Origin of the sequence: Cyclobacterium jeungdonense, assembly GCF_010994275.1 — a bacterium.
Lineage (GTDB): Bacteria > Bacteroidota > Bacteroidia > Cytophagales > Cyclobacteriaceae > Cyclobacterium > Cyclobacterium jeungdonense.
In genome coordinates this window covers 176,488-191,159 of sequence record NZ_WMCD01000005.1, presented here as the reverse complement: position 1 = coordinate 191,159, position 14,672 = coordinate 176,488, and the positions used below count along the sequence as shown (strand labels likewise).

At 43.7% G+C, this 14,672-nt stretch carries 8 protein-coding genes; all 8 read right to left on the bottom strand.

Annotated features, from left to right (window positions below):
• Positions 1–116: 116 nt before the first annotated feature.
• Positions 117–1,901 (bottom strand): hypothetical protein, encoded by a 1,785-nt coding sequence (locus tag GKS34_RS12295; RefSeq protein WP_163385126.1) that lies wholly within the window; start codon positions 1,899–1,901, stop codon positions 117–119.
• A 100-nt stretch (positions 1,902–2,001) separates the two neighbouring features.
• Positions 2,002–3,606, bottom strand: a complete 1,605-nt coding sequence (locus tag GKS34_RS12290) for a RagB/SusD family nutrient uptake outer membrane protein (RefSeq protein WP_163385125.1) — start codon at positions 3,604–3,606, stop codon at positions 2,002–2,004.
• Positions 3,607–3,618: 12 nt separating this feature from the next.
• A complete protein-coding gene (locus GKS34_RS12285; protein ID WP_240459286.1) occupies positions 3,619–6,723 on the bottom strand; it encodes a SusC/RagA family TonB-linked outer membrane protein in 3,105 nt (1,034 codons plus the stop codon).
• Between the two features lie 484 nt (positions 6,724–7,207).
• Positions 7,208–8,236: a LacI family DNA-binding transcriptional regulator gene (locus GKS34_RS12280; protein ID WP_163385124.1), complete on the bottom strand. Its 1,029-nt coding sequence runs from the start codon at positions 8,234–8,236 to the stop codon at positions 7,208–7,210.
• A gap of 177 nt (positions 8,237–8,413) precedes the next feature.
• Complete coding sequence (locus GKS34_RS12275) at positions 8,414–8,974, bottom strand: DinB family protein (RefSeq protein WP_240459285.1); 561 nt, start codon at positions 8,972–8,974, stop codon at positions 8,414–8,416.
• 92 nt (positions 8,975–9,066) lie between these two features.
• The gene (locus GKS34_RS12270; RefSeq protein WP_163385123.1) at positions 9,067–10,878 is read right to left on the bottom strand and encodes an acyl-CoA dehydrogenase FadE; all 1,812 of its coding nucleotides are present in this window, start codon (positions 10,876–10,878) and stop codon (positions 9,067–9,069) included.
• Positions 10,879–10,927: 49 nt separating this feature from the next.
• Complete coding sequence (locus GKS34_RS12265) at positions 10,928–12,103, bottom strand: thiolase family protein (RefSeq protein WP_163385122.1); 1,176 nt, start codon at positions 12,101–12,103, stop codon at positions 10,928–10,930.
• Between the two features lie 133 nt (positions 12,104–12,236).
• Positions 12,237–14,642, bottom strand: coding sequence for a 3-hydroxyacyl-CoA dehydrogenase/enoyl-CoA hydratase family protein (locus tag GKS34_RS12260; RefSeq protein ID WP_163385121.1), 2,406 nt, complete (start codon positions 14,640–14,642; stop codon positions 12,237–12,239).
• Positions 14,643–14,672: the final 30 nt, after the last annotated feature.

Below are 14,672 nucleotides of genomic sequence, written 5' to 3'. Positions count from 1 at the left end.
CAATTAACCATAATTTAACTTCCTGGTTTTCAATTTGGTACTTCTAAAGGGATCACCAAGTGTTCCTATTTGTGCGCCGACTCCCTTGAAATTTGCATGTAAACGTTGCTTTTTCCTTACTCAAAAGTGATTGTATGTTTGAAAGGGGTGTATCCAGTCAGGTAAACGTGATTCCCTGCGGTCCTTAGCGATCCAAAATGGACACTATATTGCTCTCCGGCCAACCTGCTGATTCGTTGGTGTTCCATTATTCCAGGACCAAAGGTGAGGGTATCGCCTTCTCTATTAAAGGTTCCATAAGCCTCTGGCAGAAAATAATTGTCTTTTTCGGTATCGGAAGGAGTTACCCCGGTAAGTTTTCCGGATTCATCAAAGCACATTTCGATGGTAACCGCCACTCCTTCCAGCCCATTCACTTCAAAAAGCAAGGAAGCTTTTCCGTCCTCTTCGGATAGGGTCACCCTGCTTTCCAGGGTTTTTACATTGCTTACAGGCCTTTTATCAAAAGCCATTTTGCTCCAAAATCGACCATCTATACTGGGTGTCAATTCGTAGTCTCCGCTTTCGTTTTTGAGATGATCCGGTAAAGGCTGGTAGTAGGGCGCCTCTAATTTCTGGTAAAGCACGTACCGCTCACCTTCCTTCCATAAGCCTTCACTTCTAAAATACCCCATGCTAAAAAAGCTTGCCGACATACGCATGTATTTCAAGATGGCATTGCCTTTTCTAAAAGAGAAAAAATTGGGGCTAACCGATCGGCCGGAAGCAATAATCAGAGGCCAATCCACACCACCAAATAGGGTAACGGTAGTTTCTTCGCGTCTGATCCGAAGCAGGCTGCTGGTTTGGAAAACTTTTTCGAAATTGGTTGAAACTAGTGCGGGATGAGGTAATTCCTTTCGCAACCATTCGTTTTCCATAAAATAGAACAAGGCCTCCCGGGTAATGACACGGTCAAAACCAGGAAAGCCCTCTATCATGTTAACGATGGATGCAAAGACTCCATCTTGATCGTAAATGGCTAAAAAACGGTAGTGTAAGTACTGAACAACAATGCTTCGAGCGGAATATTGATCCTGTCTTCTGGAATCAAACGTGACCAGGTCTCCGTTGGGCTCCATGTAATAGTAGGTCATTTGCAGCGATTTCCGGGGCGCTTCAAATAGTTCCGGTCTGTTTAATAACCTGCCCAGTGTAATAAAGGCGTTGTTTTCCACATCGGAATAATTCATGCTTCTTTCCGGGTAATGGCCGTCTTCATCCAGAAAAATCCCCTCACTCAACCATTCGTCAATGCGGTCCAGGTACCTTCCATCTGGATATAGCTGGTTGATCCTGGCCAGTGCATGGCACACTACCCAACGATGATTAGGCGTGTGTACTCCACCCACTACCAATGCCTCCCCCGCTTTTTTGATAAAATCTTCGATTTTCAACATAACCGGTTTCAGGCGCCTATCCTGTAGTGTGCTGAGGATATAAACTCCGGCACAGAGGGGCTCCATGATAAAGGCTGTATCCGGAGGTGACTCCAGATTTCCGGCATTAATGGTACCGTCCGGTCTTTGGCTGGCAATCAATTTATCCGCGGTACTCTCCAACAGGGGAATCAGCCTGTTGGCCTGATAGTATTCGGAATCCTTGCAGACATAAGCGGCGGCCAGAAAGGCAAAATTATAACCAAAACTTCTTCCACCATGCCTATTGGCAGCATCACCCATTTCCAAAAGTGATGAAACATGGGCATCATTTGCCGTAACCATTTTCTTCCAGAGTTCGGAAAATGAGTTTTTTCCGTCCATTGATAAATCTCCTGCTAAGAGGAAATTAGGCAAGGCATACATGGTAGCCCCCATACTTAGGGATTGTTTCAGAAATGTATTTCTGGTGATTTTCTTCATATTACTAGTAGGGTGGTGCAATTGGCAGATGCAAAATACAAAGATTTAAAAAAAAGAGACCTCTCAGCATGAAAGGTCTCTTAAAATTTAGGGTTAGGAATTAGTTATACCCTTCATTTTGCTCGATGGTGCCTCCGCTCACATCCACTTCACTCTGAGGAATGGGCCTTAGGTAATGGAAGGGTTTAATGGCGTTATTTAGTGCAGCATGCGGATTATGGGCCAACACCCGTTCGATCAACCTTCCGGTTCGCTTTAAATCCATCCACCGGCTGATCTCTCCTGCCATTTCAATGGCACTTTCATCTAAAATACGATCCAGTGTCACCTCGGATGGCGCGATTGGATTGTCCAAACCTGCCCTGCTTCTCAGTGCATTTAAATGTTCGGCAGCTTTTGTCGCATTTCCGGCTTGCAAATACGCTTCAGCAGCTATTAGTCTGGTTTCCCCGGAACGCATCAATACAGCATCCCTTTCTCCATCCGGGTTGATACCTGGGTTGGTGTAAGGAACTCCGGGATCATCAAACTTCTTGAACATGGGAAAATGTACTTGGGTAATTCCATTTGGCGTATAGTATTCCCCGGGATTAATTACTTCATACTCCTTACTTTGAATTTCCTCCTGAGACCAAGGGTTTTTAGGAAAATAAATGCTGGTATCACCTGCTGTGATAGCTCTCTCTGCACTATTAACTTCTGCGATCATCAACCTTCGGATGGTTGCGGCTTCACGATCATCACCTTCTTCAAATAGTTCGTAAAAGTAAGGTGTAGGTGCACGTCCAAGGCCTCTGTGATATAAGGTAGAACGGGTCTGTCCGGGATACACATCATAAACAAACTTAAACAACAAATGCCGGAAATTACCAATTCCCCTGGCTACCGGGTCTGCTCCATACAGAACGGCAAAAATTACTTCACTATTTCGTTGATTTTCCCTCGAAACCAGAGACGCGAAATCATCCACTAGAGGCCGGTTCCCAATCACTGTTTCTGCCAATGCTGCTGCCTCTGTAAAATCGGATGCACTCCCAAAATCTTTGTATCCTCTGGTCAGCAATACTTTTGCTTTCAGGTGTCGAACGGCATCTTTCGAAGCCCTGCCATAAAGGCTGGGAGTTTCTTCTACACCGGCCAAGGCTTCGTCGAGATCCGAAATGATCTGACTGTAAACTTCCGTTTCGCTGGCACGATTAAATTCTGCCTGAGCTGTTTGAATTTCTTCCAAAATTAAGGGAACTCCTCCGTAATTTTCTACCAAATGAAAATAGGCGTAGGCTCTTAGAAATTTGGCCTCCGCCAATCCTCTGGTTCTGTCAGCAGCACTGAGACCTTGTATCTCGTCCACCCTGCTGATGGCCGTGTTTACTGCGGCAATTACATTGTAGTAGTTTGCCCAATACGCACCGACAGCACCGTTTGTAGGAAGTAGGTTTACATAGTCGTTCAAATCGCTGATACCTGCCACGATATCCCGACGTGTAAATACATCGGTACCCTGGTGGTCCAGGTCAAAATTACTTGTAGCTAACCGCAATTTGTCATATCCATTGGCCACTAATTGGTCCAATGCCTGGGGATTGCTAAGCAAGATCTGATCAGAAAGGAAGTTCCTGTTTTCCTCTTCCAGATAGTCCGCACAGGCTGTAAAAGTGAAAAGTGCGGCCGTATATAATAGTAGTAATATGCTTTTATTTTTCATGATGCCTTCTGATTAAAATTTCACATTGATACCGCCCATAAGAATCCGGGAGTTATAGGCAGAGCCCCAGCTATTACGGGCTGCGTTTTCCGGATCCCAGCCTTCATAACTGCTAAAAGTAAAGGGGTTTTGGGCTGTAAAATAAAGCCTAAGATCGTTGATCTTAAGTCCTTCGAGAAGCCGCTGCCCAAAATTATAGCCCAAGGTGATGTACCCCACTTTTACAAATGACACATCTCTGTAAATCAACGGTTCGGCGAAGGGTCCGTTGTTACTTGGCTGATACCACTCATTCGATGGATTCTCTGGGGTCCAGTAGTTGGTATGCAAACTATTAAATCTTGCAGGGGTACCATCGAAACCTCCGGAGTGAGAAATATGGAAATAACTTGGTGAAACCGCGCCCTGGCTGGTCCGAACGAAGAACGTAAAATCCCAGTTCTTGTAATTGAACGAGTTAGATATACCGCCGGTCCAATCAGGCAGGTTGGCACCGATAATCGTTCGGTCATCGGCATCAATTACACCGTCATCATTCAAGTCTTTTACCTTGACCTGGCCTGGCTGTTGGCCGAAGCTTTGGGCAACGTCCACTTCGTCCATCTGCCATATTCCATCAAACTCATAGGTGAAAATGGAGCCTAATGGCTCTCCGACTTTATGAATGTAAGACCCCGCCTGAACTCCAAAAAGGATTTGATCAAGATCCCCGTAAAGTCGGGTTACCTTGTTAACGTTCCTCGCAAAGTTTAGAGAAGTGGTCCATTTAACATCTCCATTGTCGACATTTACAGAATTGATGCTCAACTCTATTCCCTTATTGTTTGCCTCCCCGACGTTTTCAAAAACCCCTGAAAATCCGGTAACTTGTGCTGTTGGACGGAAAAATATAATTCCCGTGTTGTTACGGTTATACAATTCCAGGGAACCATAAACGCGGTTGTTGAAAAGACCGAAATCCACACCAAAGTTTACCTCTTTGGTTTTTTCCCAGGTAAGATTTTGGTTGGCAAGGTTGGTTACAAATGCGGTTTGGGCTACCTGATCCCCAAGGTTGGTAAAATTGTTACCAATCAACGAAAGGGAACCTAAAGGGGCCAGTCCTCCGCCTGAACCGTTATTGCCCGTCTCCCCATAACTTAATCGAAGTTTTAATTCTTCAAAAAGGCTCTGGTTTTGCATGAAACCTTCGTCAATGACCCTCCAGGCGATTGCGGCAGAAGGGAAAAATGCCCATTTGTTATTTTCCGCCAATATCGAAGAACCATCGTACCTACCAGTAACGGTTACCAGGTATTTGTCTTTGTAAGCATAATTAAACCGGCCCGTATAAGAGATCAAGGTCTGCTTGGAAAATCCTCCTTCTGCCGTTCTCAAATCGGACCCAGCATCAATGTTGTAAAACAGAAATTCATCTGTTGGAAAATTTCTTCGCTCAATCCGATAGTTTTCATACCGGTCCGAAAAAAGTGAATATACCAAGGTCGCGTTTAACACATGATCTGCGCCAGGTTCCCATTTGTAATTGACAATGTTATCCCAAGTATAGGAAATCCTATTTCCGTTGGTTACGTCTGCTCTTCTGTTACCTATATTGCCACTGGTGGATTTTGCATAACGTCCTCTGTATTCTCCATACCGATTAAACTCAATATTTGGGGAAAAATTAGAAGTTATCTTCAGGTTAGGATGGGGCGTGTATGACAGCGAAAGGTTACTCAGGTAATTAAGCGTACGTGTTTCTCTGGTAATATTATCAGGCTCAAATAGGGGGTTGGTGATAAAGGTTTCACCCTGCAATGGAAAGAATAATGGATCTCCGTTTTCATCAAAGGGAGTACCCGTCGGCCGCAAGCGGTAAGCACTTCTCAATCCCTCCCGGCTACCTTCATCTCGGATAGAAAAGGTGGCATAGTTGCTAAACGCCATGGAAAACAATTCAGAAAGTTTACTGCTCATGTTACCCCGGATGGTATACCGTTCGTAATTTTCTCCCTCAAACGTACCTTCATCCCGGGTATAAGCAACTCCTAAACCGTAAACCGTATTTTCGTTTCCTCCATTTAATCCCAAGGAATGGTTTTGTTGGATACCGTTGTGCTTCACCAGATCAATCCAATCTACATAGTCTCCGTTGGCCACATTTTCAAGTTCATTAGGTCGCATGAAGTCCTCCAGGTTTACATCTTCAGGTGATAGACCAAAATTTCCTGATGCATAGGCATTCCCAACTACGGCATCCCGGAAATAGGCCACAAATTCTTCCCCTTGCAGCATATCCGGCAAGTCATAGGCTTGTTTGACACCTATATAATTATCGTATTGCACGGAAACTCTTCCCTGACTTCCCTTCTTGGTTTCTACGATGATTACACCATTACTTCCGCGGGAACCATAAATGGCAGTAGCAGAAGCGTCCTTTAAGACGTCCATTCTTTCTATGTCCGCAGGATTTAAAAATGAAATGTCATTAACAAACATCCCGTCCACTACAAATAGCGGGTTTTGTCCAGGAGTAAAGCCTCCCTGGGATACCGTCTCATTTGAATTAATGGTGTTGGATCCACGGATTCGTACATTAAATCCCCCTCCTGGCTTATTATCCGCCATTTGAATATTCACTCCTGCTACCTGTCCCTGAAGAGATTGAAACGCATTTACTTTATTTGTTTCTTTAATGTTATCGGCGTCCATCGATACTACAGCTCCCGTAAGGTCGCGCCGACTTGTTTCACCGTAGCCTACTACCACTACTTCATCCATTTCCGTCACATTCGGAGATAATGTCACAGATAAATTCGAACGGTTATTCACTGGTACATCCTGTGTAAGGTAGCCAATAAATGAAAAGGTCAATACCGCATCGGAAGGATCAGAGATTGAAATGGTAAAGTTTCCATCAAGGTCGGTCACTGTACCAGTAGATGTACCTTTTACCAACACAGAGGCACCGGGAATAGGTTGCTCATCCTCTCCAGAAATTACAGTGCCCGTAACCTCGGTAGATTGAGCAAAAACGCCTTGGTTAAGGAAAATTAATAACAGCAGCAGAAAGCTGCCGCTTTTTAGGAAAGGAAAACACCTCCCCTTTCGGTCAATTTGTAACATTCGTCTCATAAAATTGGTTAGATAGTTTTTAATTTGACACGCTTCTTTCTAGAAAAACGATGACTTGGAAAGTTTTTTGGTTTAGTGATATCGGTTCTGAATATTCACCTTACCAGCGTAAGAAAGGACCAAATTAAAGCGTTAATGTGCAGTCTGACAAAAATATTTATGCAAAGGTTTGCATGGAAGAATTGATTCCTATTTGGTGTTGTTATACCATCAGGTTCAGAATTAAATTTTGTAAATACTAAGTTTTAAATAACCGCTCTTTTTCTTTTTTTTGGAAGCAATACCATCGCTCCTCATTATTTAACTATCTATAATAAAAATTCACCATTGATACCCTCAGGTTTTCCAGGGGCTGTTTTGAGATTCAGCGAATGATATTTGGTTCACTTCTTTCCATTAGCTCGTTAAAAAATAGAGTAGCGTAACGCCATAGGCATACCAGATTATTGCCATGGAAAACGTTACCTATATTAATCCTATCGGTTTAGACCAAAGGCTTGGAAGACTGTCTGACAATGAGTTCCGGTTTTAATAACTCATACCTATAGTCGTATTCCTCCGGACTATGGAGTATATGATTCATAAGTATCCTACCGGATAGCAGCCCCAGCTCGTATACTGGTTGCCAAACGGTAGTAAGTGACGGCATGAAATACTGACTGTAGGGTTCATCATCAAAACCAATCAGGGAAATATCCTGGGGAATGCGCAATCCTTTTTCTAAAATAACAGGCATGGTACCTATGGCTACCGCATCGTTAACGGCAAAAATGGCATCTGGAATCGCCTCCCTGTCCAAAAGATCCCGGATAATCTCCTCTCCACAATCAGGTGTAAAGCCTGGCACTTCCAAAATCAATTGCGGATCAGGCGTAATTCCATTCTGAGTAAGGGCATCAAGATATCCCCTTTTCCGACAACGGCAGGTGGTCAGATTTGCGGGACCTCCTAGATGGGCAATTTTTCGGCAACCGGTTTTTATTAGATAATCCACCGCTTGAAAAGCACCTTCGTAGTCATCGACAAATACCTTGTCAGATAAAAAATTGGGACAATCCCGGTCAAATACAACCACCGGAATCCCCGATTCCCTAAATTTCTCTAAGTGGATATTGCTGGTTGTTTCCGATGTTGGGGAAATAATAAGCCCGTCCACTCTTGCAAGAGACAGGGTTTCCATCAATTTTGCTTCTTGATCGAAGGATTCGTTCGATTGCCCGATTATTAACTTGTATCCCGTATTTTCCACAAAATCTTGGAGGCCGTTAATGGCTGTAGCAAAAAAATACCCAGTTATTTCAGGAACGATTACCCCGATTATTTTGGTCTTTTTATTCAGTAAGCCGATGGCCTGTTGGTTGGGCTGATAATTCAGCGCTTTGGCCATAGCTATAACCGAATCCTTAGTTTCCTTTCTTATTAACGGGCTGTCATGCAAAGCTCTGGAAACTGTCGAAGCGGATACATTTAGGGCTTTTGCAATATCACTCAGCGTAGCATGTCTTCTTTTCATGAACGATTATTATTCTATCATCCAATGTTAATGGCTCCGATTGGTCTTTTCAAGACAGTGTTGCGGAGATTTAGAAAGTTAGTGGTTTTTCAAATAGGTTTACGTCTGATCTACCAGGTAAGTTTTGAATGCGTGATATGGTCACTATAGACCCGCAAAAAATAATTTGGTATCAGATTATCCAGCAGAAGCGTCCGCTAAATTTTTTACGAAACTGATGGTAGTTAGTAATTGCCCCAAATGTCGTTGACTATGTTCGGCAGCATGGAAATACAGCCCCAAAACGCTGCTGGGTAGTTTTTTCCTTCCAACCGTTCTGGGCTCCCGCAATTTTTCTTCTGGAGTCTCTTTGAAAATATTCAGTGCTTCTCGAACCTTTTCCCGAAAAAGCTGCACCAACGCTTCACTCCCCTCAGAATCCGGAATGGTTTCATTTTTCAGATATTCCAGCTGGGCTCCGCTCAACTCCTTTCCTTCAGCATAGGTAAGCAAGCGGTCAAGCACTCCCGTCAAATGTCGTAAATGAAAACCAACCGAGGCTCTTCCTGCTACGGTTTTCCATAAGTATTTTTCCGGAAAGTCCCCCATGTACCCTTCCACTTCTTCCAAGGTCTGTAATATTGCATGAGCCGCAGGTTGCAAAAAAAAGGGGATATCTGGAACAGGTCCTCTAAGCCACACTTCCGGTTGTTTCATATGGTTATAATTGTCTTTAAGCGGCGATATGGAATCTCGCATGCTTTATAATCATCCCACTCTTTTACGTTCTCGTCATGCCTGTCTGCCTCAGGCAGGCTCGATTTCATATTCTTAGTTTTCTGGTTTCCTTGTTAGGCATGAAAAAAGAAATATTTTCCCTGTTCAATCAATGCCGCAGCAATTTCTCTTCGTAGTTCCTTTGGATTGACTGCTTCGCCATAACGGGTAAATCTTTTTAGCCCCATCAGCAGGAATTTTTGCTCCTCACCGGAGGTAAAAGAAAGTATGGCCTCTTTGCCCACACTGCGAATTTTTTCTTCGGCTTCATACAAGTAAACTTTGCTAATGGCAAGCTGATGTTTCGAAGCCTGCTCCCCTTTTTCTTCGAAAAGCTTCTCTGCTCGTAATAAAGTTGATTCAGCGGCATAAATTTCTATCATGATATCGGCCAGGTTCATCATGATTTCTTGTTCTTCCTCCAGTTTTTCCCCCAGCGTATTGGCCGCTTGTCCACCAATCATCAAAAAAAGTTTTTTCAGATTCTTCAAAGCAGATTTTTCCATTGAAAGCGGATGAGAAAAATCTCTATCCGGAAAATCCGGAACCGCCTTTAGTTCTTCTGCCACCTGCTTGGCGGAACCAGCAATGTCCAACTCGCCTTTCATTGCGCGTTTGAGCAACATGCCCACCATTAGCATGCGGTTAATTTCATTGGTTCCTTCATAAATCCGGGAAATGCGAGCATCACGGTAGGCCCGCTCCATCGGAGCCTCCGCTGAATAACCCATGCCTCCGTAAATTTGAACCCCTTGATCCACTACATAGTCCAGCACTTCCGAACCATGTACTTTGGCGATCGCACATTCAATGGCAAACTGTTCTACTCCTTTTAACCGGGCTTTGGCTGGTTCCATTCCTTCTCCCTCTAATGCTTCTATCCGGTCTTCCACATCCTGTCCAGCCCGGTAGCAAAGGGACTCACATGCAAAGGTTCGGATCGCCATTTCCGCAAGCTTGGCTTGGATGGCTCCAAAAGAATCAATGGATACTCCGAATTGCTTTCGTTGTGCAGCATATTGAATCGCAAGACCCAACACCCTACGACATCCACCCAAAACACCTGCACCCAATTTAATCCGCCCGATATTCAGAATATTAACCGCAATCTTAAATCCATTACCTCGCTCGGAAAGCATGTTTTCTACTGGAACCGGGCAATCATTGAAGAAAACCTGTCGCGTAGAACTGCCCCTAATGCCCATCTTATGTTCTTCCTCATTCATGCTGATGCCGCCAAAACCTTTCTCCACCAAAAAAGCAGAAAGGTTGGCATCGTCATCTACTTTGGCAAAAACAATGAAAAAGTCCGCAAATCCAGCATTTGAGATCCACATTTTTTGCCCGTTAATGAGGTAATGGCTTCCTTCCGGATTTAGGGTCGCTTTGGTTTTTCCACTATTGGCATCCGAGCCAGCATCGGGTTCCGTCAAGCAATAACAGGCAGCCCATTCGGCATTGGATAGTTTGGGTAGGTATTTTTCTTTCTGTTCTTTGTTCCCGTAATACAATACCGGTAAAATTCCGATGCCCGTGTGTGCGCCATAGGTCGTCGAAAAAGATCCTGCTGCGCCAATTATATCCGCTATCAGCATGGAGGTATTGAAACTCATTCCCAGCCCTCCATAAGATTCGGGAACGGAAATGGCCAACAATCCCAGATCACCCGCTTTTTTAAGTATAGAAGGAACAAGATCGGGATGCTTCATGCTGTCAATCTCTTCCATCCGGGACAAGATTTCCTTGTCCATGAAATCCTGACAAGCCTGAGCCATCATCATTTGTTCTTCACTGAAGGCTTCGGGAATAAAAATATCCGAAAAGTTGGTTTCCTGAATTAGAAACGCGCCTCCGTTTAAGCTGTTTTTCTTGCGCAATTTTTCCATATACCATTATTTGGGAAAGCGTTAATTCATTGAGAAAAATCTCAGACAACTATTGTAACAGTTCGATTACTCCGGCCACTCCCTGCCCACCTCCTACGCAGGCAGTTACAAGACCATATTTTCCTTGCCGCTTCTTAAGTTCATTTATGATTTGCACCGAAAGTTTGGCTCCGGTGCAGCCAAGGGGATGACCCAATGCCACTGCTCCTCCGTTTACATTAACGATGTCTGGATTGAAATCCAGGGAACGGATTACAGCCAGGGCCTGGGTAGCGAAAGCTTCGTTTAACTCTATCAGGTCGATGTCATTCAGGGATAGTCCCGCTTGCTTCAAGGCTTTGGGAACGGCATATTTAGGACCTATTCCCATTATTCTCGGTTCGACTCCTGCCACTGAATAAGATAATAACCGAGCCATGGGTTCCAGACCCAGCTCCTTCATCATTTTCTCGGACATCACTACTACAAAAGCCGCTCCATCAGAGGTTTGCGAGGAGTTTCCTGCTGTCACCTGTCCCCCTTGTCTGAATACAGGCTTTAATTTTGCCAATACTTCCATACTGGTACCGGGACGAGGCCCCTCGTCTGTGTCCACGGTATTTTTCCTGGTTTTTCTTTTCTCATTTTCGTCCAGATAGGTTTCTTCCACTTCTACTGGAACAATTTCATCTTTGAAGCGTCCTTCCTTAATGGCACTTAGAGCCTTTTCATGAGATTTGACTGAAAATTGGTCGGCATCCTCCCGACTTACGTTATAATCTTTGGCCAATTCTTCTGCCGTTAATCCCATACTCAGGTAGTAATCTGGGTTATTGGATGCAATATCCCAGTTTAATGCCGTCTTGTGACCCATCATTGGCAACAAGGACATGGACTCTGTTCCTCCAGCAATAATGCAATCGGCCATCCCCATATTGATTTTTGCGGTAGCCAGGGCTATTGCCTCCAATCCGGAACCGCAATAGCGATTCACAATAAAACCGGGGTTTTCTTCTCCAAGTGCCAAAAGAGAAATCATCCTTCCCATTTGCATTCCTTGCTCAGCTTCCGGAATGGCATTTCCTACAATCAAGTCATCTACCCGTCTATTTTCCAATCCGGGAGTATGGGCAACCAGGTATTTGATTACATCTGCAGCCAGGTCATCGGGACGGTAAAAACGAAAACTTCCTTTTTTTGCCTTTCCTACTGCCGATCGGTAACCATTGATTATGTATGCATCCATTATTATTGTCTTTACGAATTTGCGTATACCACTTTAGATTCGGTTGAGCTGCTGATTAAATTAATTTTCCAAATTCTCTGTCGATTTACTTGATTGAAACACAATCTATCTCAGCAGCTATTTTCCTAACCAATTAATTTCTTAACGGTTTGCCTTTGAATAATATGCTATGAATCCTTTCCAGGGTTTTCTGTTCGCCGGTCAGACTAAGAAAAGCCTCTCTTTCCAATTCCAGCAGGAAACTTTCGCTAACCTCAGTTGGTGCAGATAAATCTCCGCCACTCATTACCCAGGCCAATTTTCGTGCAATTTTTGCATCGTGGTCCGAAATGTAATGACCATACTGCATGCCAGTGATGCCCGCCTCAAACAAAGCGAGGGAAATTTTCCCAAGAACACGAATATCCTTTTTTTCAATGGGCTGCGAATAGCCTGCATCAAAAAGCATTAACACTTTTTGCTTTGCCTCAGCCAATTGCCGTTTTCGGTTTAGGGAAATTGAATCCTTTTGCTCGAGGTATCCCAATCCTTTTGCTTCTTCAGCTGAGGTAGAAACCTTGGCCGTAGCAATATTCATAAATGATTCCTGCAGCCGGTTTAACTCCACGTCTCCTGAAACCAGGTTTTTCGAAAACCTCAAAACCATTTCTTTGGTACCACCACCAGCTGGGATCAAACCCACGCCCACTTCTACCAAGCCCATGTACAACTCGGCATGTGCCTGCACCTTATCCGCATGTAAAGAAAGTTCACAGCCCCCACCCAGGGCCATGTTATGGGGAGCGACTACTACTGGAACGGAAGAGTACCTCGCCCGCATCATCGTTTTTTGAAACTGCGCTATCATCACATCGATTTCATCAAAATCACGATCTCCTGCAAACATATACAACATGGCCAGATTGGCTCCAGCCGAAAAATTCGCTCCTTCATTTCCTATAACCAATCCTTTATAGGATTTTTCAGCCGTGGAAATAGCAGTATTGATTCCTTCTACCACCTCCTGACCCAGCGAGTTCATTTTTGTATGAAATTCCAGTCCTAAAACATCATTTCCCATATCATAAATACTGGCGCCTTCATTAGACCATACCTTTCGATTAGCCGCTTTTAAAGTATCAAGTAAAATGAACTCTTCTAGCCCGGGAACTTCTTTATACGCTTTGTCGGAAATATCATAGTAGTGCCTCTTTCCTTTTTCTACGGTGTAAAAAGAAGGGATACCCGCTTCCAGCATTTCATAAACCCAGGCTGCCGGTTTCTCGCCTGCTTGTTCCATCTTGGAAACTGTTTCCTTTACTCCCAGGATATCCCAATTTTCAAATGGACCGTATTCCCAACCAAATCCAGCACTTACAGCCTGGTCAATCCGGTATAGTTCGTCTGCGATTTCTGGAATCCGGAAAGAACAATAGCGGAATAGATCATAAAACGTAGCCCTGTAAAATTCTCCAGCCGTATCGTCAAAATTTACCAGAAAACGAATCCTTTCCTTAAGATTATCGATGCCCTTCGCTTTTTCAAGGGCTTTAATTTTTGGCTTCTCGGCAGGTTTGTATTCGTAAGTCTGAAAATCAATTTCCTTTAATTCTTTTTTGCCGTCTTCGTGGCGGATCATGTGGAAAAAGCCCTTTCCGCTCTTATCACCGTACCATTCGTTTTCACTTAAAACCTGAACACTCTTTGGAAGTTTAAATGTATCTCTGGATTCATCATGCTCCAGTACTTTATGGAGATTATTGGCTACATGTACCGTCGTATCCAAACCGACCACATCCAACGTTCTAAATGTTGCGGATTTGGCTCTGCCAATTACTGTTCCTGTCATTTTATCGACCTCCGATACACCAAGTCCCATCTTTTCAATGGTATGGATTGCAGCCATGATGGCATACACTCCTATTCGATTGGCAATAAAAGCTGGAGTGTCTTTACAAAGAACCGTTTCTTTTCCTAAAAACCGATCCCCATAATCCATCAAAAAATCTACATTTTCCTGTAAAGTATTTGGTCCGGGAATTATTTCCAATAAACGCAAATACCGGGGAGGGTTGAAAAAATGACTTCCTGCAAAGCATTCCTGAAAGTCAGCCGATCGGGAATCTGCCATTAGATGTATAGGGATGCCAGATGTGTTGGATGTAATCAGCGTACCCTTTTTTCTGAATTGTTCTACCTTTTCAAAAAGACCCTGCTTAATTTCCAAATTCTCTATAATTACTTCAATGATCCAGTCACATGAAGCTATTTTTGGCAAATCATCCTCAAAATTTCCTGTAGTAATTCGGCTAGCGAAATCGGTCGAATAAATAGGCGACGGCGTGGAATTCAATGCGCTCTCTAATGCCTCATTGACTATTCTGTTTCTAACCGCCTGGTCTTGGAGTGTAAGGTTTTTTTGTTTTTCTTTTTCATTTATACTTTTAGGTATAATATCAAGAAGTAACACTTCTACACCTATATTGGCAAAATGACAAGCAATTCTGGACCCCATGATTCCGGATCCTAAAACTGCTATTTTTTTTATCGTTCGTCTCATGGAGGGTTTTAATTTCAGCTGGCTAACTAT